Source organism: Nocardioides sp. (genome assembly GCF_051876515.1).
In the GTDB taxonomy this organism is placed as follows: Bacteria; Actinomycetota; Actinomycetes; order Propionibacteriales; family Nocardioidaceae; genus Nocardioides.
This window is the reverse complement of record NZ_JBJEHY010000001.1, coordinates 1-19,540: the sequence shown is the minus strand read 5'-3', so window position 1 is coordinate 19,540 and position 19,540 is coordinate 1. Positions and strand designations below refer to the sequence as shown.

Annotated in this window: 19 protein-coding genes and 3 tRNA genes; 10 read left to right on the top strand and 12 right to left on the bottom strand. The window is 71.1% G+C overall.

Going from position 1 to position 19,540, the window contains the following annotated elements:
- Nucleotides 1-149: 149 nt before the first annotated feature.
- The 3 genes from ACI379_RS00110 to ACI379_RS00100 all read right to left on the bottom strand — a co-directional run bounded on the left by ACI379_RS00110 (nt 150) and on the right by ACI379_RS00100 (nt 3,765).
- On the bottom strand, nt 150-1,589 hold the full coding sequence (locus ACI379_RS00110; RefSeq protein ID WP_439790020.1) for a VWA domain-containing protein: 1,440 nt from the start codon (nt 1,587-1,589) through the stop codon (nt 150-152).
- Complete coding sequence (locus tag ACI379_RS00105; RefSeq protein WP_439790019.1) at nt 1,586-2,467, bottom strand: AAA family ATPase; 882 nt, start codon at nt 2,465-2,467, stop codon at nt 1,586-1,588. The genes ACI379_RS00110 and ACI379_RS00105 overlap by 4 nt, the downstream gene beginning before the upstream one ends.
- A gap of 83 nt (nt 2,468-2,550) precedes the next feature.
- Entirely contained in the window at nt 2,551-3,765 is a 1,215-nt protein-coding gene (locus tag ACI379_RS00100) for a Fic family protein (protein ID WP_439790018.1), read from the bottom strand.
- A gap of 132 nt (nt 3,766-3,897) precedes the next feature.
- On the opposite strand from ACI379_RS00100, the gene ACI379_RS00095 reads away from it, so the two are divergent.
- On the top strand, nt 3,898-4,266 hold the full coding sequence (locus tag ACI379_RS00095) for a hypothetical protein (protein ID WP_439790017.1): 369 nt from the start codon (nt 3,898-3,900) through the stop codon (nt 4,264-4,266).
- Here the strand turns inward: ACI379_RS00095 and ACI379_RS00090 are convergent.
- Nucleotides 4,237-4,321: transfer RNA gene (locus ACI379_RS00090), tRNA-Ser, on the bottom strand. The two genes, ACI379_RS00095 and ACI379_RS00090, sit on opposite strands and share 30 nt — an antisense overlap.
- A gap of 97 nt (nt 4,322-4,418) precedes the next feature.
- On the bottom strand, nt 4,419-4,826 hold the full coding sequence (locus ACI379_RS00085) for a hypothetical protein (protein WP_439790016.1): 408 nt from the start codon (nt 4,824-4,826) through the stop codon (nt 4,419-4,421).
- 136 nt (nt 4,827-4,962) lie between these two features.
- Between ACI379_RS00085 and ACI379_RS00080 the strand changes: the two genes are divergently transcribed.
- The 3 genes from ACI379_RS00080 (at nt 4,963) to ACI379_RS00070 (ending at nt 6,019) form a co-directional block, all read left to right on the top strand.
- Nucleotides 4,963-5,400: a hypothetical protein gene (locus ACI379_RS00080; protein ID WP_439790015.1), complete on the top strand. Its 438-nt coding sequence runs from the start codon at nt 4,963-4,965 to the stop codon at nt 5,398-5,400.
- 97 nt (nt 5,401-5,497) lie between these two features.
- Nucleotides 5,498-5,588 (top strand) — tRNA-Ser (locus ACI379_RS00075).
- Nucleotides 5,589-5,881: 293 nt separating this feature from the next.
- A complete protein-coding gene (locus tag ACI379_RS00070; RefSeq protein ID WP_439790014.1) occupies nt 5,882-6,019 on the top strand; it encodes a hypothetical protein in 138 nt (45 codons plus the stop codon).
- Between the two features lie 174 nt (nt 6,020-6,193).
- Here ACI379_RS00070 and ACI379_RS00065 read toward each other — a convergent pair whose 3' ends face one another.
- The 6 genes from ACI379_RS00065 to ACI379_RS00040 form a co-directional block, all read right to left on the bottom strand.
- Complete coding sequence (locus tag ACI379_RS00065; RefSeq protein ID WP_439790013.1) at nt 6,194-7,207, bottom strand: LuxR family transcriptional regulator; 1,014 nt, start codon at nt 7,205-7,207, stop codon at nt 6,194-6,196.
- A gap of 193 nt (nt 7,208-7,400) precedes the next feature.
- Complete coding sequence (locus ACI379_RS00060) at nt 7,401-7,637, bottom strand: hypothetical protein (protein WP_439790012.1); 237 nt, start codon at nt 7,635-7,637, stop codon at nt 7,401-7,403.
- Nucleotides 7,634-9,064: a glycosyltransferase family 2 protein gene (locus tag ACI379_RS00055; protein WP_439790011.1), complete on the bottom strand. Its 1,431-nt coding sequence runs from the start codon at nt 9,062-9,064 to the stop codon at nt 7,634-7,636. Before ACI379_RS00055 ends, ACI379_RS00060 begins: the two co-directional genes overlap by 4 nt.
- Complete coding sequence (locus ACI379_RS00050; RefSeq protein WP_439790010.1) at nt 9,064-11,706, bottom strand: EAL domain-containing protein; 2,643 nt, start codon at nt 11,704-11,706, stop codon at nt 9,064-9,066. Before ACI379_RS00050 ends, ACI379_RS00055 begins: the two co-directional genes overlap by 1 nt.
- Before the next feature lie 100 nt (nt 11,707-11,806).
- Entirely contained in the window at nt 11,807-12,715 is a 909-nt protein-coding gene (locus ACI379_RS00045; RefSeq protein WP_439790009.1) for a sulfite exporter TauE/SafE family protein, read from the bottom strand.
- Between the two features lie 204 nt (nt 12,716-12,919).
- Entirely contained in the window at nt 12,920-14,761 is a 1,842-nt protein-coding gene (locus ACI379_RS00040) for a phosphoenolpyruvate carboxykinase (GTP) (protein ID WP_439790008.1), read from the bottom strand.
- A gap of 221 nt (nt 14,762-14,982) precedes the next feature.
- Between ACI379_RS00040 and ACI379_RS00035 the strand changes: the two genes are divergently transcribed.
- Nucleotides 14,983-15,055 (top strand) — tRNA-Arg (locus ACI379_RS00035).
- 202 nt (nt 15,056-15,257) lie between these two features.
- Here the strand turns inward: ACI379_RS00035 and ACI379_RS00030 are convergent.
- Nucleotides 15,258-16,235 carry a dimethylarginine dimethylaminohydrolase family protein gene (locus ACI379_RS00030; RefSeq protein WP_439790007.1) on the bottom strand — a complete coding sequence of 326 codons (978 nt, stop codon included), beginning with the start codon at nt 16,233-16,235 and terminating at the stop codon, nt 15,258-15,260.
- A gap of 119 nt (nt 16,236-16,354) precedes the next feature.
- On the opposite strand from ACI379_RS00030, the gene ACI379_RS00025 reads away from it, so the two are divergent.
- The 5 genes from ACI379_RS00025 to ACI379_RS00005 all read left to right on the top strand — a co-directional run.
- A complete protein-coding gene (locus ACI379_RS00025) occupies nt 16,355-17,020 on the top strand; it encodes a GntR family transcriptional regulator (protein WP_439790006.1) in 666 nt (221 codons plus the stop codon).
- Between the two features lie 70 nt (nt 17,021-17,090).
- On the top strand, nt 17,091-17,903 hold the full coding sequence (locus ACI379_RS00020) for a hypothetical protein (RefSeq protein ID WP_439790005.1): 813 nt from the start codon (nt 17,091-17,093) through the stop codon (nt 17,901-17,903).
- Between the two features lie 246 nt (nt 17,904-18,149).
- On the top strand, nt 18,150-18,539 hold the full coding sequence (locus tag ACI379_RS00015) for a phage holin family protein (protein WP_439790004.1): 390 nt from the start codon (nt 18,150-18,152) through the stop codon (nt 18,537-18,539).
- 10 nt (nt 18,540-18,549) lie between these two features.
- A complete protein-coding gene (locus ACI379_RS00010; protein WP_439790003.1) occupies nt 18,550-19,089 on the top strand; it encodes a low molecular weight protein-tyrosine-phosphatase in 540 nt (179 codons plus the stop codon).
- Nucleotides 19,086-19,540: fructosamine kinase family protein (locus ACI379_RS00005; RefSeq protein WP_439790001.1), on the top strand; the 455-nt coding region annotated here is incomplete at its 3' end. The genes ACI379_RS00010 and ACI379_RS00005, both read left to right, overlap by 4 nt.

The window sequence follows — 19,540 nt, the reverse complement described above, 5'->3', positions numbered from 1 at the left end:
GCGGCTCCCAGGGCGCGGAGGTGTACCTCGCCGGCGGCCGGGCGGCCGACCAGGCGACCCACCCGGCGCTGGTGGAGGAGATCCGCCGGATCCAGGACCTGGGGTACCTCGTCGCCGGCTGAGGCGGGGCGCGGCCCCCGAGCCGCGCCTCACACGATGTCGTGCACGAACTCCGTGAGCTGGGTGAGGTTGCGGCACTCGCTCATCTCCACGACCCGGCCGTACTCGAGCGCCGCGCTGTCGCCGGTACCCCAGAAGCGCCGGTGCTCGGGGTTGAGCCACCACGCGTGACGGACGCCCCGGACGATCTCGACGAGGGAGTCCTCGGCCAGGTCGGCGTAGTTGGAACGGCCGTCGCCGAGGATCAGGACCGAGGTCTTGGGGCCGAGCGCGTCGTGGTACTGCTCGAGGAAGCGGTTGAAGACGCGGCCGTAGTTGGTGCGTCCGATGCGGGCGGCGTGGGCGATGCTGTCCGAAAGGCCAGCCATCGCCTCGCGCACGTCGCCGCCGGCGCGGAAGTGCTCGGTGACCTCGGTGACGTCGTCGACGAAGGTGAAGGCACGCACGTTGCCGAACGCCTCGCGCAGCGCGTACACGAGCATCAGCGTGAACGAGGCGAAGTGGGCGACCGAGCCGCTGACGTCGCACAGGACGACCAGGTCCGTACGGTGCGGCCGCCGCGGGCGGTGCTGGGTGGTCAGCGGCACGCCCCCGGTGGAGATGGAGGCGCGCACGGTGCGACGTACGTCGAGGGGTCCGCGGCGCCGGGCGTGCTGCTCCTTGGCGAGACGGGCCGCCAGCCGGCGCGCCAGCGGGTAGATCTCGCGCCGCATCTCGTCGAGGTCCTCGCGCCGGGCGGAGAGGAAGTCGAGGCGGTCGATCGTGGTGCGCACGGTGGCGCGTGCCATGTGCTCGACACCCTTCTCCTCCGCCACCCGACGCCGGGCCTCCGCCTCGACCTTGCGCACGAACTCGGCCACGCGCCGCTTGGCGACGGCCTCGGCCCGTTCGCGGTCGAGACCGCCCGCGACGAGGCCCTCGACGATCCGGTCGACCAGCTGCTCCGGGTTGACCCGCTGCAGCGCCGAGAAGGCCGACCAGCTGGACATCCCAGGCCCCCGGCCCGGCAGCATCCCGAACCGGGTCACGGCCTCGACGGCGGCGTCGGACGCGGCTGACTCGGCGCCCCCGACGAGAGCCTCGACCACGGCGTCGCGGGTCCGGGCGAGCGCGTCGGCCGAGTCGCGCGGCTCACCCGGTGCCGCGGCGTCGCGTTCGGCCAGCAGCCGCGCCAGCGCCTCCTCGTCCAGGTCGCCGAGCAGGCCGGCGGCGGCGAGGTCGTCGGGGTCCGGCCGTACGCCCCGCCCCACCATGCGGGGCCAGTAGAGGTCGAAGACGGCGTCGAAGGTGACCCGCTGCGGCTGGCGCTTGACCAGGGTGGCGGCGTACGTCGCCCGGACCGTCTCCCGGTCGGACCAGTGGACCTGCTCGAGCGCCCGTACCGCGTCGAGCCCCTCCGCGAGCGAGACCCGCAGGCCCGCCCGCCGCAGCGCGGTCAGGAAGTCGACGTGGGTGTCGAGCAGGCTCACGGCAGACCCGGGCGTACGGCGCGGGAGAGCCGGAGCTCCTTGACCGCCCGCTCACGGTCGGAGGAGTGCTTGAGGACGACGCCCAGGGTGGCGGAGATGGTCTCGGCGTCCAGGTCGTCGACGTGCAGGGCGATGAGGGTCCTGGCCCAGTCGACGGACTCGGCGATCGAGGGGGCCTTCTTGAGGTCCAGCTCGCGCAACCGGGCCACGACCTCGACCAGCTGCGCCCCGATCCCGTCCTCGAGCTCGGGGACCTGGGCGGTGACGATCTCGGTCTCGCGCTCCGGGTCGGGGTAGTCGAGGTGCAGGTGCAGGCAGCGTCGCTTGACCGCCTCGGACAGCTCCCTGGTGGCGTTGGAGGTGAGGACGACGAACGGTCGGCGGGCGGCGGTGACCGTACCCAGCTCGGGGATCGTCACCTGGAAGTCGCTGAGCACCTCCAGCAGCAGCCCCTCCACCTCGACGTCGGCCTTGTCGACCTCGTCGATGAGCAGGACGGTCGGCTCCTCGCGGCGGATCGCGGTGAGCAGGGGGCGGGTGAGCAGGAACTCCTCGCTGAAGATGTCGTCGTGGGTCTCCTCCCACGCCTGGTCCCCGGCCGCCTGGATGCGCAGCAGCTGCTTCTTGTAGTTCCACTCGTACAGCGCGCGGGCCTCGTCGAGCCCCTCGTAGCACTGCAGCCGGACGAGGTCGGCGCCGGTCGCGCGGGCCACCGACTTGGCCAGCTCGGTCTTGCCGACACCGGCCGGGCCCTCGATGAGCACGGGCTTCTCCAGCGCCCCGGCCAGGAAGGCGGTCAACGCCGTGGCGCTGTCGGGCAGGTAGCCGGCCCCGCGCAGGCGTGCGGCGGCGTCGTCGGGTGAGGTGAACCACGTCATGGGCCCATCCTCACCCACGGCGCGTCGGGAGGGCGCCGTACGGCCACTGCGCGGCACCGGCACGCAGTGGCTCCGGCAGCGGGTCAGGTACGTCGGCGCGTCCGGTCCGCGAACCTGTCCAGCGCGGCCAGCACCTCGTCGGCGCGCCACACGCGGTCACGCCTGCGGTCCTGCCCGTGCTCGTCCTTCGTCTGCACCACCCCGGCGTCCAGCAGCGTCCTCAACGCCCGGTCGGCGGCGGGTTGGCTGATCTCGCAGCGCTCCTGGACCAGTTTCGAGGTCACAGCCGGCTGGGAGAGCAGCAACGGCACCACCCGCCACACGACCGCGTCCCGGCGGGCCTCGATCCTCTCCAGCCACGAGTGCTCGATGGCCTTGATGTCGGCGGCGAGCTCCCTGCCGTTGCCGATGGCGGCGAAGGACGCCTCGTTGAACCGGCGCACGATCGGGTTCGCGTCCCCCGCACGGTAGGCGTCGAGCGCGTCGAAGTAGGACTGCGTGTTGGCCAGCAGGCCCGCGGAGACGGGGACCGTCGTCCGGGTGGTCGCCCCTCCTCGGTGGAGCATCGCGTGGACCAGGGCGCGCCCGGTACGCCCGTTCCCGTCGTTGAAGGGGTGGATGGTCTCGAACTGGGCGTGAGCGACCGCAGCCTGCACGAGCAGCGGCAGGTCGGTCCGCCGGGCGAACGCGCACAGGTCGTCGATCGCGGTCGCGACGCGGCTCTGGTGCGGAGGGACGAAGGCGGCACCGTGGGGCGACAGGTCTCCCCCACCGATCCACACCTGCTCGGTGCGCAGCTCGCCGGGTCCGATGTGCGGCTGGTGGCGCATCAGAGCCTCGTGGACCGCGAGGATCGTGGCCGGCGTGACGTCCTCGGCCAGGTCGAGCGCCCTCCTCATCGCCACGACGTTGTCCGCGACCTCGCGGGCGTTGGAACCGAACCTCGTGATGCCCAGCTCGGCGAGGGCGAGAGCCCGGGCCCCGGCGGTGATGTTCTCGATCTGCGAGGACGAGGCCGACTCCGTGCGGAGCAGCACCGTGCTCATCGGGGCGAACTCCCGCTCGCCTCCCAGGAGGGTGGAGAGCTCACTGTCGAACCTCGTGATCGCGGCACGGGCGTCGTCGGCCGCGGCCGTCACGTCCGGATCGAGGTCGAACGCCATCGGGGCGATCCTCGCCGGGACGGCGGCGTCGTAGGGGGCACCCTGGAAGCGGGCGGAGCCTCGGTCGCCCGCGATCGGCGCCCTCCGGGGAGACCACACGTGCTGCTCCGTGGTCAGCGCCAGCTCGGGCTGCATCGTTCGACCACCTCCTTTGCATAACGATAACAGATGAACGTTATGCAACGTCGTTGAGCACATACCGCTCCCGCGCCACTGCGGCCGCGGAATGTCAGACCACGGTGCAACCCTGCCGTCATGGCGGGCGGGATGAGCAGGAAGCAGGGCGAGTCGATCGCGCAGCGGGTCGCCAACACGAGGGCGGGCCGCGCGGAGTCCCCTCCGGCCCCTGCCCCAGCACCGGAGCTGAGCCCGCCCGGGGTCCAGCACTGCTGGTACGACGGGCCGTACGGACGTCAGGCCGCGCTGCTCCTGGAGTGGCGCCAGCGGGCCGGCACCTGGTCGGGCCGCATCGCGGTGAGCGTCCCCGAGGGGGACGGCTGGGCGCTCGTGGAGCTCTGGGTGGAGGCGGGCATGCTCGCCCAGCCCGGAAGCGCCGCCCACCCCGGGGAGGCTCCGCCCGAGCGGGCTCCCGGCGGGGCACCTCAGCAGAGAGGGCGGGATTCGAACCCGCGGTAGGTCTCCCTACGACCGCTTTCAAGGCGGTTCCGATCGGCCACTCCGGCACCTCTCCTCGTACCCCCGGCCGCGCGACCACGGTCCCACGTCAGGCGTACGAGGAGTCAGTCTAGGCGGGAACGGCACCCCGCGGGCGAGCCGCCCGCGGCTGGCTACTCGGAGCCGCCGTACTCCTGCTCCACCGCGTCCCAGGCGAGGTCGCTGCGCCGCTGCAGGTGGTGCCCGATGTCGGTCGCCAGACGGAAGAGCTCCCGCCGCAGCGGGGAGAGGTCGTCGACCTCGAGGACGTCGCGGCCCAGGGACCGCATCCGCTCGACGAGCTGCTCCCCCTCGCGGGCGATCACGGCGCCGCGGGAGGCGAGCCACCCGTCGGAGGCGGACGCGGGACGGGTCAGCAGGGCGTCGCGCAGGACGACCATCTGCCGGCGTACGCCCCACCTCCAGGCGCCTGCCTCGGCCGGCCGGGGAGCGGACTGCACCAGCGCGAGGAACTCACGCAGGGCCGCGACGGGCGACGCCGTCGGAACGTCGTCGGGCGCTGTGGCTGACATCATCGGCATCGCGGCCTCCCAAGAAGGACGGCGAGTTCCGGCGGGGCCCGGTCCCCCACCGCGTTCCATCGAGTGTGGCTCGTTGCACGCCGCCCCACAAGGCCTCGATGGGAATCACACCCCTCCCCTGTGTTGAAATCGTTGCGTGCAGTCCGACTACCGCCTTGCCCCCGCGATCGCCGTACGCCTGATGGGCGTCGCACTCGTGGTGATCGCCGTGCTCGTCCTCCTCGCCACCGCCCTGGTGCTGCTGCTCGACGTGGGCACCTGGCTGCTGGTGGTCCCGGTGGTGCTGGGGCTGGTCTTCTTCCTCGTCGCCGGCACCCTGTGGGCGCGGCGCGGCTGGGTCTTCCGCGCCACCGACGACGGCTACCGCGTCCAGTGGGTCCGCGGCGTGGGCACGGAGTCGGCGCGCTGGGCGGACGTCGAGGACGCCGTCACCGCGACCGTCGCCGGCGCCCCCGTGGTGCAGCTCCGGCTGCGCGACGGACGCACGAGCACCATCCCGGTCCAGATGCTCGCCACCGACCGCGAGCAGTTCGTCCGCGAGCTCCAGCAGCGCCTGCACCACGGCACCCGCTGACCCGCCGCCGGGGCGGGCCCGGACACACCCCGGACCTGATTCGGCGGAACCGGGGAGGGCCTTGTAACCTGTCACTCGCTCGACTCACCTCGAGCATGGAGGCGTCGCCTAGTCCGGTCTATGGCGCCCGCCTGCTAAGCGGGTTTGGGGCTACAACCCCATCGAGGGTTCAAATCCCTCCGCCTCCGCCGCACCACGAAACCCCGTCGCCCAGCGACGGGGTTTCGTCATTCCTGACGCCTGGCTCAACGCCGGGACCAACGGGAGGCGACAAACGGGTGCCGGGTGACACATTCTGGGTAGAGCTCTCCATTCAGTGGGACATATACGACCGCCTGCAAGGCCATTCGCAGGCGTGAGCGCAGTGCGATTCTGTGCAATGCAGACATTTGCAGCACCGAACTGATGCACCGGCGCCCCCGGTGGCTCAGAATGGAGACGTTCCATTGGACCCCCCGCCTGTGAACGATTGAGGTGCCACATGACGACAGCACGACGTATCGCCCTCGCGCTCTGCGCGACCGTACTGACCACCGCCACGATCGGTGCAATGGCTCCCGCCGCCAACGCCGACATCACGTGGGGTTACTCCTACACCAAGGGTGGCGGCAGCCGCTGAGGCACCACGAACTGAAGACGGGGACCACACCTCAACCCCCCACGAGTCCGGTCCGCAAGCCTTACCCCAGGCCCGTCTTCCGATGACGAGGGCAGCGACCACGGTCGCTGCCCTCGTCCTTTTTCGTCCGCCCGGTCGCGCAGACGTTCGTCGCGCAACCTCAGGTCGCGGGCCTCACCCCTCGGAGTCGCGCCTCTCGTCCACGCCCTCGCGGCCCGTGACCCCGGCGCTGCCCATGGCGTACCCGAGCTGGAACCGCGTCTCGACCTCGAACTCGGTCTTCAGGTCGGCCACGTACGCGGCGTACGTGCGGGGGCTGACGCCCAGCCGCTTCGCGCCGGCGGGGTCGGCCCGCCCCTCGATCAGCATCCGCATCGTCATCGCCCGCTGCTCCTCCGCGATGTCTCGCACGATGCTCGACTCGCGGTTGGTGAAGGGGCGTCCACGCTCCCAGGACCGCTCGAAGACGTCGACCAGGTACGCCACCACCGACGGCTCCCGGATCGCGACCGCCGTGGCCAGACCGTCCGAGCCGGGGATCACCGCGATCCGGCGATCGACCACGATCAACCGCTCGAAGAACTCGTCGAGGGTGCGCACCTCGGCGCCCTCCGAGGTGATGGCGGCGACGTAGCGGTGCGTGGCCGTCGAGCGCCGCGCCGAGTGCTGGTAGAGCATCCGCACCGCGACCCCGCGCTGCATCGCGGCGGCCTCGGCGTCGTACGACTGGTCGAGCGCGTCGACGTTGCGGTTGAAGTTGGGTTGGGCCGTGAGCAGCTCACTCTCGGCGTCCGCCACCAGAGAGGTGAGGAATGGACCGATCGCCTGGCCGCGCAGCTCGGTGAACGGGCCGCGCGCGGCCTGAGGGGAGCGGCGCCACACGTGTGCCAGCGAGCTGTAAGCGCGCGCCCAGTCCGCGGACTCGGCGATGAGCTGCGCGCCCTGCAGCCCCATCGGGGCGACCACCTGGGCCTGCACGGTCGAGGGGTCGACCGGGAGCCAACGCCCCTCCTCCGCGTCGAACATGACGAGCCCGAGCTCACGCAGCAGGTCGAACGCCACCCGGTGCTCACCGCCGTCGGCAACGCCAGGATCGTCGCCCGCCAACCCGGCGCCAGCGACGATCGACTCGTACAGAGCCGAGGCGTCCCCCTCGAAGATCCTGCGTTCAGCAGGTCCCAACGGCATCAGCACACCTCCGGGCAGGGTGGGGGAAGGGTTCGTCGCTGCGCCGTGGGGAAGCGCGTGCAACGTGCCCGAACCTAGCGCGTCACAGGTCGCAGGGCGAGAGGCGGAGGCCCCTTGACGACCGCGGCAGTGATCGTCCCCACCTCGCACCGACACGTCCCGGCCCCGCGTGCCGAGGCGGGCGGGGACCCCCTCACGCGGGGTCGTCGGGATGGATGCTGCGCGTCTCCGAGCGCCGCTCCCGGCCCCCGACCCAGTCGCTGAGGTAGAACTTCGGGAACAGCTTGGCCACCGCCAGCGTGACGTACACCAGGGTGTTGAGCGCGACGAAAGCGGCGAGCACCGCGAAGACGTCCGAGCGCAGGAACGACTCCGGCAGCAGGACGCCCCACACGTGCACAGCCGCCTGGCCGGCTGCTCCGGCGCTCATCGCTCCCCCTCCGCAGCCTGCGGCTCGGCGTGCCTGACCACGTGCTTCCAGTCGGCCTCGCGGCCGAAGGTGATGTCGAGGACCCCTCGCACGTACACAGCGTCGAGGAACAGCGCGTAGAAGAGCTCCGGGAACAGCGTCAGTGCGAGAAGTCTCGCCCTCCAGCCGCCCGCCCACACGGTGACGACCCGCTCGACGACGAAGACCAGACCGATGCCGAGCCAGAACGGGAACCAGACCCACGAGTCCATCGCCAGCGACATCAGCACCATCAGCACCAGGTAGCTGGTCAGGGCGAGCACGCCGTAGCCGATGCCGAGCTGCTGGGCCCAGTAGCGCATCGTCTGCGGCGTGACGCCGTACGCGCCGAGGTTCTCCAGCGCGCCGCGCTGCCACCGCAGCCGCTGTGCCCACAGCGCCCGCCACGTGGGCATCACCTCGGTGACCACGGTGCACTGGTGGGGCGACATGGTGAGCGCGCCCAGGCTCTTCAGGGCCAGGGTGAGCTCGTTGTCCTCGGTCAGCGCGATGGTGTCGTACACGTCGCCGGGCACACCGGGCAGGATCGCGCCGCGCTGTGCGGCGACCTCGCGCAGCGCGACCGGCCGGAACAGCGACGCGGTGCCGGTCAGGACGTACACGCGGCCCCGACGCCGCTTGAGCTCGCGGCCGTAGCGGACGTACTCGTTGCGCTGGAACTGGCCGATCAGGCCGCTGCCCTCCTCGCCGTAGAAGAGGCCGCCGAGCGCCATCAGAGCGCGGTCGGCAGCCATCCGCTCCACGGCCGCCTCGAGGAACCCGTCGTCCAACGTGGTGTCGGCGTCCATGACCATCACCAGGTCGTTGTCCCCCTGGTCCGGAAGGACCCGGACCAGGGCCTGGTTGAGGGCGCCCGCCTTCTTGCGGGTGTTGCCCACGGTCTCCAGAACCTCCACACCGCGCTCCCGGGCGATCTCGACGGTCGCGTCGCTGCAGTTGTCCGCGACCACCAGGATCCGCGCCGGCTGGTGCGACTGGGCGCGCAGGGAGTCGAGCGTCGCGCCGATCGCCGCCTCCTCGTCGTGGGCCGGGATCAGCACGGTCACCGTCACCGGCCCCGCGTAGACACCACGGGTCCGCTCCATCACCACGCGCGGCGCCAGCGGGAGGACGTCGGGGTCCAGGCTGCGCCGCGAACGGTTGGCAATGCGTCGCTCGAGCCCCGCCACCAGCGCCGCCAGCAGCAGCGCCAGTCCGGCGGCGAAGACGAGGACGCGCACCGGTGGCGCACTCGAGTCGTAGAACAGGTCCCAGACCCCGAAGACGACGCCGCGCTCCGGCGGCTGACCCCAGCCGGGACCGGACCACGACACGGCGAGCAGCATCACGACGCCGCCCAGGGCGGCGGCAGCGATGATGATCAGTCCGACCGTGCGCTGGAACTTCATCAGACCTCCTGTCGGTCGGCGGAGCGCAGCCCCGCCAGGAACTCGTCGAGCGGGACCGGCATCCCGAGGTGGAAGCCCTGGGCCAGGTCGACACCGGCCTCGGTGACCAGGCGCAGCACCTCGGCGTCGGCCACGTACTCGGCGATCGCCCGCTTGCCCAGGTCGTGCGTGATCCGCACCATCGAGGCGACGATGGTGCGGTCGATCTCCGAGTCGGCCATCGTCGCCACGAACTCGCCGTCGATCTTCACGTAGTCGAAGGCCAGGTGCTTGAGGTAGTGGAAGGAGCCGAAGCCGGCCCCGAAGTCGTCGAGCGCGAACCGGCACCCCGCCTGCGTCATGCGGTCCGCGAAGTCCCGCGCCAGGGAGACGTCCTGGACGGCCACGGTCTCGGTGACCTCCAGGACCAGCTCGCCGGGCTGCACCCCGTGCTGGGCCACCGCCGCCACGATCGCGCTCTCGACACCGGGGTCACCGAGCGACTGGCCAGACAGGTTGACGCCGATCGCGAAGCCGGGGCGTACGGCCCGCAGCTGGGGCAGCGTCGCCACGGCCTTGTTGACGACCCACGTGTCGACGCTCGGCATCAGACCGACACGTTCGGCCGTGCTGAGGAAGCGGGCCGGGCTGATCCGGGCGCCGTCGTCGCCGAGCATCCGCAGCAGCACCTCGGCCGAGACCGTCCGGCCCGTGCCCACGTCGACCACCGGCTGGTACAGCAGCACGAAGCGGTCCTGCTCGAGGGCCTCCTCGATGCGCCGCTGCCACTCCAGCTGGACCCCCATCCGGGGCAGGTTGCCGCCGCCCTCCGGCAGGACGGCGTACCGGTTGCGGCCGGCCTCCTTGGCGTCGTACATCGTCATGTCGGCCAGTGCCAGGAGGTCCGCGTTCTGCTCGGTCGCCGCCCGGAAGGTGACCACGCCGGCGCTGGCGCGGACGCGGCGCCGCACGCCCACCAGACCCGTGGCGAGCTCGGCCACCGCCTCCACCACGGCCGCTGCGACCGCCTCCGCCCCCGCGCGGTCGACGCCGTCGAGGACGATGGCGAACTCGTCACCACCGGTCCGCGCGACCAGGTCGCTGCGGCGCACCGTGGCCTCCAGCACCCGGGCCACCTGCACCAGCAGCTGGTCGCCGGCGTCGTGGCCAAGCGTGTCGTTGACCTGCTTGAAGTGGTCGAGGTCGAGCAGGATGAGGGCGCCCTGCGTGCCGTGCAGCCGGTGCCCGGCGAGCCGGCTGCCGAGCTCGGTGTCGAAGCGGCGCCGGTTGGCCAGCCCGGTGAGCACGTCGTGGTCGACCAGGTGGCTCAGCTGCTCCTGGTAGCGGCGACGCTCGGAGACGTCGACGACGTTGACGAAGATGACGTCACCCGGGTCGTGCTCCTGCTCGATGTAACGGCTGCTCAGTGCCACGTGGACCTCCACGCCGCGCTGGTTGACCAGGACGCAGTCCGTCTCGACCGACTGCCCGCGCACCGTCAGCACCTCGTGGAGATGCCTGCGGATGGTGCGGTCACCGGGCCCGAACTGGGCGAAGGACGCCCCCTGCACCGCCTCGTGGGAGAGGCCCAGGATCCCGCGGAGCGCCCGGTTCATCAGCAGCACGGTGCCGGCGGGGTCCAGGACCGCGACCCCGTGCGGGGCGTCGGTGAACAGGCGCCGGAACTGGTTGTTGGCCTCCTCCAGGGCGCGGCTGGCCTCCATCTCGTCTGTCATGTCGTGCCCGACGGCCAGGTACCCGCTGGGGGCACCGTTGTCGCCGCGCAGCACCGAGAGGGTGAGCCGTACGGTCACCGAGCCCCCGCCTGCGCGCTGGTAGCGGAAGGTGCGGTTGGGCTGGTCGCTGTGGGCGAGGGCAGCCAAGGCCTCCAGCGGGGTGTCGACGCCGAACTCGGTCGCGAGGTCGGACAGCTCGTCGGGGTCGTGCAGCGAGACCATGGAGAGCTGCCCGACGGCGTCCTGGCGGGTCATGCCGAGCAGGTTCTCCGCGCCGACGTTGAAGAACCGGATGGTGCCGTCGAGGTTGCACGACACCATCGTCGTCAGCGAGGTGCCGCGCATGATGCCGTCGAGGTGGCCCACCGTGCTCTCGGCGCGGATCCGCTCGAACGACAGTCGTCGCACCAGGCGCTGCACGAGCGGCACGATGAGCGTGATGATCGCCGCCGTGGTGGCGACCCGACGCCACTCGCCCGTCGGGTACGTCGGAGGTCCGACCAGCACGATGGGCAGGGCGAGGGTGAGGACGCTGCAGGCACCGGCGATCACGAGCTGCCGCGGAGTTCCGGTCAGGGCAAGCCACAGGACCGGCAGCAGCACCATCGACGCCGTACCGCTGCTGGGGGTGTTCAGGATCTCGCGGGTCACGGCGACCACCGGCAGGAACGACAGAGGCGCCAAGAGGTGCAGGACGCTGGGTTGTCCGCGCCGCCGCATGGCGAACCCGAACAGCGTCGCGCACAGCACGACCGCCCCGAGCAGGACGGCCATCTCCTCCGGGGTCTGGGACCCGAGCGGGAGCACGGAGGAGGCGACACCGATCAGAGCCACGCCCACGAAGGCCGCCACCACGCTCAGCGGTTGGGCAGGGGAGGTCTCGGTGGCACTGTCCGGCCTGATCTCCATGCGCGTGGCCAACGGCACCGTCGACCTCCTCCCGAGAGCGTCCATCGTAGGTCGAAGAGGTCCCGGTGGCGCCAGATCCGCCCTCGACCGGATCTACGGACCCGGTCGAGGGCGGGGCTCAGGAGAGGCCGGCCAGCGCCGGCTCCTGCGTGGCCTGCTCGGCCTTGTGCGCCCGCCAGGAGTAGCGGATCGCCCAGGCCCAGACCGCGACGATGGCCAGGTAGATGGCGACAGCGAGGGCACCGGGGACGGCGACCAGGTCGGCGTTGATCAGCGTGCGGGTGTTGGTGAGGATGATCAGACCACCGACCAGCGAGCCCAGCATGCGCGGCGGGATCACCTTGACCAGCAGGGCCGCGAGCGGGGCGACGATCGCACCGCCGAGCAGCAGCCCGGCAACGATCCGCCAGTCGATGTCGGACAGCGAGAGCCCGGTGATGAAGCCGATGGAGGCGGCCAGGGTGACCAGGAACTCCGAGGTGCTGACCGAGCCGATCACCTTGCGCGGCTCCATGCGCCCGGAGGCCAGGAGGGCCGGCGTACCGATCGGGCCCCACCCGCCGCCGGCGGTCGCGTCGACGAAGCCGGCGATGCCACCCAGCGGCACGAGGAACTTCCGGGTCGGCGGCTCGTCGAGCTTGTCGGTGCGGAAGCCGCTGATGGTGAAGCGCGAGAGCAGGTAGATGCCCAGCCCCAGCAGGAGGACCGCCATCAGGGCCTTGGCGCCCTGGAGGTAGTTGTCGGAGAGCCACACCAGCGCGCGGGCGCCGAGGAAGGCGCCGATCGCGCCCGGCAGAGCGATGGTGCGCACGACGCGCCAGTCGACGTTGCCGAACGAGTGGTGCGCGACGCCGGAGACCGCGGTCGTCCCCAGCTGGGCGAACTGCACCATCATCGACGCCATCGCCGGGTGGGTGCCGAGCATGAGCAGCAGCGTGGTCGAGGTGACGCCGTACGCCATCCCGAGGCTGCCGTCGACCAGCTGTGCGGCGACGCCCACCAGGGCGAACATGAGCAACTTCTGCATGGGGACTCCTCCGGGTACGGCGAACTCGCCCAATACTACATGTTCAGTTGACTTTAGCGAATTGCTCGATTCGATCTGCCTACCAGCCATGCTGGTTCTGCCTCGCACCGCGCCCGGACAAGCACGAGGGGCGCCAGGACCGGGTGGTCCTGACGCCCCTCGGGGTGTCACTGCGGTGCTACGGCGCGGACGCCGTCACACGGCTCAGCCCTCGTACGCCTCCAGGTCGGCCTCCACGCGACGGTGGGCCTCCCAGATCGCCTCGGGCATGTTGGGGAACTGCTCGAGGTGCTCGGCGCGGTAGCCGATCTCCTGCTGCCAACGCTTCTTGTCGATCGTCAGCACCTGGTCGAGGTCGGCCTCGTCGATGACCAGACCCTCGAGGTTGAGCTCCTCCTTCTTGGGGAGCACGCCGACGGGCGTCTTGACGCCCTCGACCTCACCGGCCTTGTACTGCAGGAGCCACAGCAGCGGGCGCAGGTTGTCGCGGTAGCCCGGCCACAGGAAGCGGCCGTCCTCGCCACGCTGGAACCAGTTGACGTGCGCGAAGATCGGCTTGTCGGTGGCCGCGTTGATGATGTTGAGGTAGTGCTCGGCGTAGTCGCCCTCGCCGTACGCCATGAACGGGCGGTTCGACATCGGGTCGTAGCGGAGCACGCCCTCCTTGCCCTCGGCCGCGGCGGTCGCCTCGGCACCCAGGGTCAGGCCGTCGTACACACCCTCGGCGACGTCGGTGATCGCACGGATCAGCGGCTCGCGGTCACGGGTGCGACCACCGAAGATGATCGCGTCCACCGGCACGCCGGCGGCCTCGTCGAAGTCGGGGGCGATGTTGGGCACCTTGGACAGCGTCGTGGTGAAACGGCTGTTGGGGTGGGCCCACGGCTCGTCGGCCTGCTCCGGGGTGCGCTCGGAGATGAGCGCGCCCTTCCAGTCCTCCCAGCCGGTGACGTCGGCCGGCGGGTTCTTCGTGCGGCCCTCCCACCAGACCTCCTGGGTGGTGGGGTTGTAGGCCACGTTGGTGAAGATCGCCTGGCTGTTGTTGTCGATCGAGCCCAGCGCGGTCGGGTTGGTGGTCTCGTTGGTGTCCTTGGCGACACCGAACACACCGTTCTCCGGGTTCATCGCCATCAGCTTGCCGGTGGTCTCGTCGACCCACAGCCACGCGATGTCGTCGCCGTAGAAGAAGACCTCGTAGCGCTCACCCAGGGCGTCCGGGGGCAGCATCATGGCGAGGTTGGTCTTGCCGGAGGCGGACGGGAAACCGCCGGTGACGTGGTACGTCTTGCCGGTCTCCTTGTCCTTGATGCCGATGAGCATGTACTGCTCGCCGAGGAACTTCTTGCTCGCCCAGCCGTCGTACGCGCCCTGGCGCAGGCCGTGCGCGATCTTGCCGAGCAGCGCGTTGCCGCCGTACGAGGAGCCGTAGTGCAGGATCGTGCGCTCGTCGGCGACGGTGACGAACCAACGCTGGTCGTCGTCGGTGCCCTGGCCCAGGTTGGGCAGGTCGCCGGTCACGTGGACCGCGCGCACGAAGGAGTTGGGGTCGGCGAGCTCGTTGACGTACTCGACGCCCACGCGGGCCATGCGGATCATGTGGAGCACGACGGGACGGTTGTCCGTCAGCTCGACACCCACACCCCAGTCGGCCAGGGCGTTGCCCTTGGGAGCCATCAGGTAGGGGATCACGTACATGGTCTTGCCGGCGGAGGCGCCAGCCATCTTGGAGTGGAGCAGCGGCTTCATCTCCGAGGCGGGCTTCCAGTTGTTGTAGACGCCCTTGTCCTTCTCGTCGTTGGTCGCAACGACGGTGCGCTCCTCGGAGCGGGCGGTGTCCTTGTGGTAGCTGCGCGAGTAGTAGCGACCCTCACCGGCGGGCAGGAGTTCACCTGCCTCGAGTGCCTCCTGGATCAGCCGAGCGTCGTCAGAGGCGTTGACCACCTCGATCCGCTCCGCCCCCGTGAGCTCTGCGTACTGAGCGACGAACTCGCGAACCTTGGGGTTCGTGAGCCCAGCCGCGTCAAGGATCGCCTCAACATTAGCCATGACCAGCGCTGCCTCTCATTGGCGTGACGAGCGTATCGTCACCTTTTGTGGTGCGTTCTGAGCACGGCGCGGTCGTACGCCGGTGCCCACCAGCACGATAGGGCACTGGCGGCAGGGCCCGACAACATGGTCCATGCGAGGTCGACCACCCCCTGATTTCGTCCCCGCGCCGATCGTGGGCTATCGTTCTTCGAGTCGTCAGCCGCAAGGCCGGTCGACGGGCGCCTGTAGCTCAACGGATAGAGCATCTGACTACGGATCAGAAGGTTTGGGGTTCGAATCCCTACAGGCGCGCAACAGCCGCAGGTCAGCCTCTGACCTGCGGCTTTGTGTTTCCCGGGGTACGCGGACGGCTCGCACCCCGCACCACGACGCCGGCCACCGGGCCACCACGCGCCGCTGGCACCGACCCCGGCCGTACGGACCTCAGCCACGCGGGTCGGGGCCGCCGCCGGCACCGACCCGCGTGACAGATCTCACGCCCTTCTTCACCCATTCAGGGCAGGACCACCTCGCCGCCCGCGACGTGCTCCAGGTCGCGCCCCAGGACCAGGTCGACCGGGTTCGTCAGGCACCGCGCCGACCCGCCTCCCTTGTGGAACTCCGACAGGTCGAGCACCACGACCTCGAGCCCGCGGGCCTCGAGCTGGCGCCGCACGTGGGCGGGGCAGTCCGGCACCAGGACCGTCCGTCCGACGACCACGGAGTTGGCGGCGAACGTGGTCAGCGCCTCCTCCTCGGTGAGCAGGATCGGGTGCGGGACGCGGTCGAGCAGCGCCCGCGCGGAGGGGTCCGCGAGCGCGGCCGGGCAGACGATGGCAGCCTCGTGGTCGACGGGGCAGAAGGCCAGGTCGAGGTGGTACATGCCGGGGTGGGCGATCTGCAGCCCCACGACCCGGACCCCCAGCAGCTCGGCGAGGGCGTCGAGCGCGGCCTGCTCGGTCCGGGGGCCGTACCCGACCAGGAGCTCGCCCCGCCACGCGAAGGCGTCACCAGCCTCGAAGTGCGGGCCACTCCCCTGCGGCAGCGAGAGGTCGAGGGGCGTACGGACTCCGCCACCCAGCCACCGGGTGGAGCTGCCGCGCGCGGTGAACCAGGGCTGGGCACTGAGCCCCTCAATGCGCCGCTGCGGGTGGCGCATGTGGGACATGATCACGCTGCGAGCGCCGGCGGCGACGAACCCGAGGCCCAGGTTCATGGCGTAGACCATGTCGGGGGCGTCCTCGCGCTGGTCCAGGGCGTCGACCGTGCCGCCGGCGGCGTGGATGGCGTCCACGAGCGCCTCCCACTGCCCCATCGCCCGCTCGGGGTCCGGCTGCACCGCGGTGTCCATGAACGGGTTGATGACGTACTCGACCCGGAAGTGCGAGGGGCGCACCATGACGTACTCGCGGCCCCAGGGGAGACCGGGCGCGACGCCGGGCGCGGGCGCGGGGCGGCCCGCGGGGTCGACGGGACCAGTGGTGACGGTCAAGACCAGCCTCCTTCTCCAGATTGTCGGACAATCCGACAGGAGAGTGTGAACCACGTCACCCACCTGTCACAAGTACGGACACGCCCCCGGTCCGGACCGGTGTTCGTCACAATGGGGACGTGAGCGCCTACGACTCCCTGCACCTCGAGCCGGCCACCACGGTCGACCGGGTCGTCGCGGAGCTGCGGCGTGCCATCTTCGACGGCGAGCTGGAGTCGGGGACGCCGTTGCGCGAGGTCGCCCTGGCCGCCTCGCTGGGAGTGAGCCGCTCCACCGTGCGCGAGGCACTCACCGCGCTGACCGCCGAGGGTCTCGTCGAGCGCGAGGCGCACCGCGGGGTCGCGGTCGCCTCGGTCGACCCCGCTTCGGTGCGCGACGTGTGCCGGGCCCGCAGCGTGCTCGAGGTGGCCGGCGTACGCGCCTGGCCGCAGGCCGACCCGGCCGACCGGGAGGCCGTGCGCGACGCCCTGGACGCGTACGCCGCCGCGGTGCACGACGGCGCGACGTACGAACGCCTCAACGAGCGGCACCTGGCCGTGCACGCCGCCCTGGTCGGGCTGCTCGGCTCGCCCCGTCTGAGCGCCACCGCGGACTCCCTCAACTCCGAGCTGCGTCTCGCGCTCGCGCAGATCGACCGGATCCGCCGCAACGCCCACGACCAGGCCCACTCGCACCACCGGCTGGTCGAGCTGCTGGAGGCCGACCGGGTCGAGGAGGCCGCCGCCGACCTCGCCGCCCACCTCGCCGATGCCGAGGCAGCGGTCATCGAGGCGCTCGGAGTCTGACGTGCTCCGGTCGGGACTCTCGTCCCGCCTTACCCCCCAAAGGTCCCTGCCCCGCTGGGACGTTCTTCACATGCCCGCATCCTCGCCGTCCTCCTCGTCCGCCCCGAGCCGCCGCAGCGTCGTCCGTACGGCCGCCTGGGCCGTCCCCGCCGTCTCCGTCGTCTCCGCCGCCCCCGCCTTCGCCGCGACCGGTGAGCCGGTGGCCTGCACCGTCGGCGCCGTGGTGCCGATCAGTGACCGCGCCCTCACTGGTCCGTGGTCCAGCGCCAGCACCGCTGGCGACTACCTGCGCTGGAACGAGGTCAACACCCCCCTCACCACTCGGCCCACGAACATCCCCGACACGGGCTACCAGAACGTGTTCACCGGCTGGACCGACCAGAGCACGGTGGGCGACAACAGCCTCATCGCCGCCCACGACCACACCAAGGGATGGGAGCAGGGCGTGCGTGGCCCCGGCTTCGCCTCGGGTGCGGACAACTCCACGACTGCACAGGTCACTTTCACCGCCACCTACTTCTTCCCGGTGGCTGCAGGGGCGACGTACTCGCTGGCCACGACCGTGTACACCAACCCGAACAACCCCGGCAGCCAGCACCTCGCGGTCACCGTCTCGGCGCCCGGAACTGCCTCCACGTCACTGGCCAAGGTGACCACGGCACGCTCTTGGGAGCAGCCGCCCGCCGGGTACGAGGACAGCAGCAACACCACCTCGTTCCCGAAGTCCACCATCGTGACCCCGGCGGTGGACGGCATCCTCGAGGTCTCGTACACCTTCACCGTCGAACCGGTGCAGAGGCCGTACCCGACTGCCAACTACGAGACGAACGACGACATCGCCGTGACGGCGCCTCTGCTGACGGCCGTGACCTGCCCCGCCTGAGCCACTCCGCTGCCCCGGACGGGCGTCATACGTACGCGTCCCCCGGCCCCTTGCGTCATCCATCCACGCCCGCTGGCGCGCCCGCGTCATGCGAACCGGGACCTATTGGTTCGGGTTCGCATGACGCAGGCCCACCCCGACGCCGGCTTGCATGACGGGGGCGGCCCAACACCGGTTCGTAGTACGTGCCGCGGTCGTGACCCTGGACCCTGCCCCCGGGCGAGCCCGGCCCCCTAGGCTGGCGTCATGCGATTCCTGATGTGGTTGATCTCCACCGCCGCCGGCCTCGCCGTCGGCACCTGGCTCCTGTCGGGCATCTGGTTCGAGGGTGCCACCAGCGGCCAGGCCGAGTTCAGCGAGAAGATCGTGGACCTCCTCGTGGTCAGCCTGATCATGGGCTTGGTCAGCGCGGTCGTGGAACCGGTGGCCAAGCTGCTGTCCCTGCCGATCATCGTGCTGACGCTCGGCTTCTTCCTGCTGGTCGTCAACGCGCTGCTGCTGATGCTCGTCGCGTGGCTCTCCCAGAAGGTCGGGATCGGCTTCCACGTCGACGGCTTCTGGTGGGCGGTGCTGGGCTCGATCATCATCACGTTCTCGACGTGGGTCGTGCGTACGGCACTCCCCCAGCACGAGTGACCCGGCACGAGTGACCGCATCACGCGCGACCCCCGCGCTGCCGGCGCAGCAGACCACGGGTCCGTACCGGATCACGATGGCCTGCCTGGGCAACATCTGCCGTTCCCCGGTGGCCGACGTGGTGATGAACGACCGCCTCGTCAGCGCCGGGCTGGACGGTGCCGTGGCCGTCGACAGCTGCGGCACGGCCGGCTGGCACGTCGGTAAGTCGATGGACGACCGGTCCGCCGCCACCCTCACCGCGGCCGGGTACGACCCCACGCGGCACCGCGCGCAGCAGTTCCGCCGCGAGTGGCTGCTCGAGCGCGACCTGGTGCTGGCGATGGACCGCTCCAACCTCGCGGACCTCGGCGGCGCGAGCGAGCGGGTACGCCTGTTCCGCGACTTCGATCCGCTCGGACCGGGTGGTGAAGTTCCGGACCCGTACTACGGTGGTGCCCAAGGATTCGAGGAGGTGCTGGCCATGGTCGAACGGACCTGCGACGCGCTCCTGGCCAGCCTGCTGACCACCGTGGGGCGGCCCGGAGCGGGGAGTCCCCCGCTGCGATGACGCGCCAACCGGGGGTGGCGCGCCGAGCCGAGGAGCTCCTCGGCAGCAAGGTCGTGTCCACCGCCCCGGTCGCGGGCGGCGACATCTCGACCGCCGTACGGCTGCGCCTGACCAACGGCCACTCGGCCCTGATGAAGACGCTCCACGGCGCGCCGGACGACTTCTACGCCACCGAGGCCGACGGGCTGCGCTGGCTCGCGGTGCCCGGCGGGGTCCCGGTCCCCGAGGTGCTGGCGGTGACGTCGGACTGCCTGATCCTGGAGTGGGTCGAGCCCGGCACCAAGCACCCCTCGGACGCGGCCACCGAGTTCGGCCAGCGCCTCGCCCGTACCCACCTCGCCGGCGCCGACGGCTGGGGACTCGACCGCGACGGCTACATCGGCCGGCTCCCGATGCGCAGCGAGACCTCGCCGAGCTGGCCGGAGTTCTACGCGGTGCGCCGGGTCCTGCC

What these genes read in the sequence shown, in the direction of transcription:
- ACI379_RS00040 (WP_439790008.1), bottom strand. Translation starts at nt 14,761, where the DNA reads ATGGCTAATGTTGAGGCGATCCTTGACGCGGCTGGGCTCACGAACCCC.
- ACI379_RS00055 (WP_439790011.1), bottom strand. Translation starts at nt 9,064, where the DNA reads ATGAAGTTCCAGCGCACGGTCGGACTGATCATCATCGCTGCCGCCGCC.
- ACI379_RS00105 (WP_439790019.1), bottom strand. Translation starts at nt 2,467, where the DNA reads ATGACGTGGTTCACCTCACCCGACGACGCCGCCGCACGCCTGCGCGGG.
- ACI379_RS00060 (WP_439790012.1), bottom strand. Translation starts at nt 7,637, where the DNA reads ATGAGCGCCGGAGCAGCCGGCCAGGCGGCTGTGCACGTGTGGGGCGTC.
- ACI379_RS00045 (WP_439790009.1), bottom strand. Translation starts at nt 12,715, where the DNA reads ATGCAGAAGTTGCTCATGTTCGCCCTGGTGGGCGTCGCCGCACAGCTG.
- ACI379_RS00070 (WP_439790014.1), top strand. Translation starts at nt 5,882, where the DNA reads ATGACGACAGCACGACGTATCGCCCTCGCGCTCTGCGCGACCGTACTG.
- ACI379_RS00065 (WP_439790013.1), bottom strand. Translation starts at nt 7,207, where the DNA reads ATGCCGTTGGGACCTGCTGAACGCAGGATCTTCGAGGGGGACGCCTCG.
- ACI379_RS00095 (WP_439790017.1), top strand. Translation starts at nt 3,898, where the DNA reads ATGAGCAGGAAGCAGGGCGAGTCGATCGCGCAGCGGGTCGCCAACACG.
- ACI379_RS00015 (WP_439790004.1), top strand. Translation starts at nt 18,150, where the DNA reads ATGCGATTCCTGATGTGGTTGATCTCCACCGCCGCCGGCCTCGCCGTC.
- ACI379_RS00020 (WP_439790005.1), top strand. Translation starts at nt 17,091, where the DNA reads ATGCCCGCATCCTCGCCGTCCTCCTCGTCCGCCCCGAGCCGCCGCAGC.
- ACI379_RS00085 (WP_439790016.1), bottom strand. Translation starts at nt 4,826, where the DNA reads ATGCCGATGATGTCAGCCACAGCGCCCGACGACGTTCCGACGGCGTCG.
- ACI379_RS00100 (WP_439790018.1), bottom strand. Translation starts at nt 3,765, where the DNA reads ATGCAGCCCGAGCTGGCGCTGACCACGGAGCAGCACGTGTGGTCTCCC.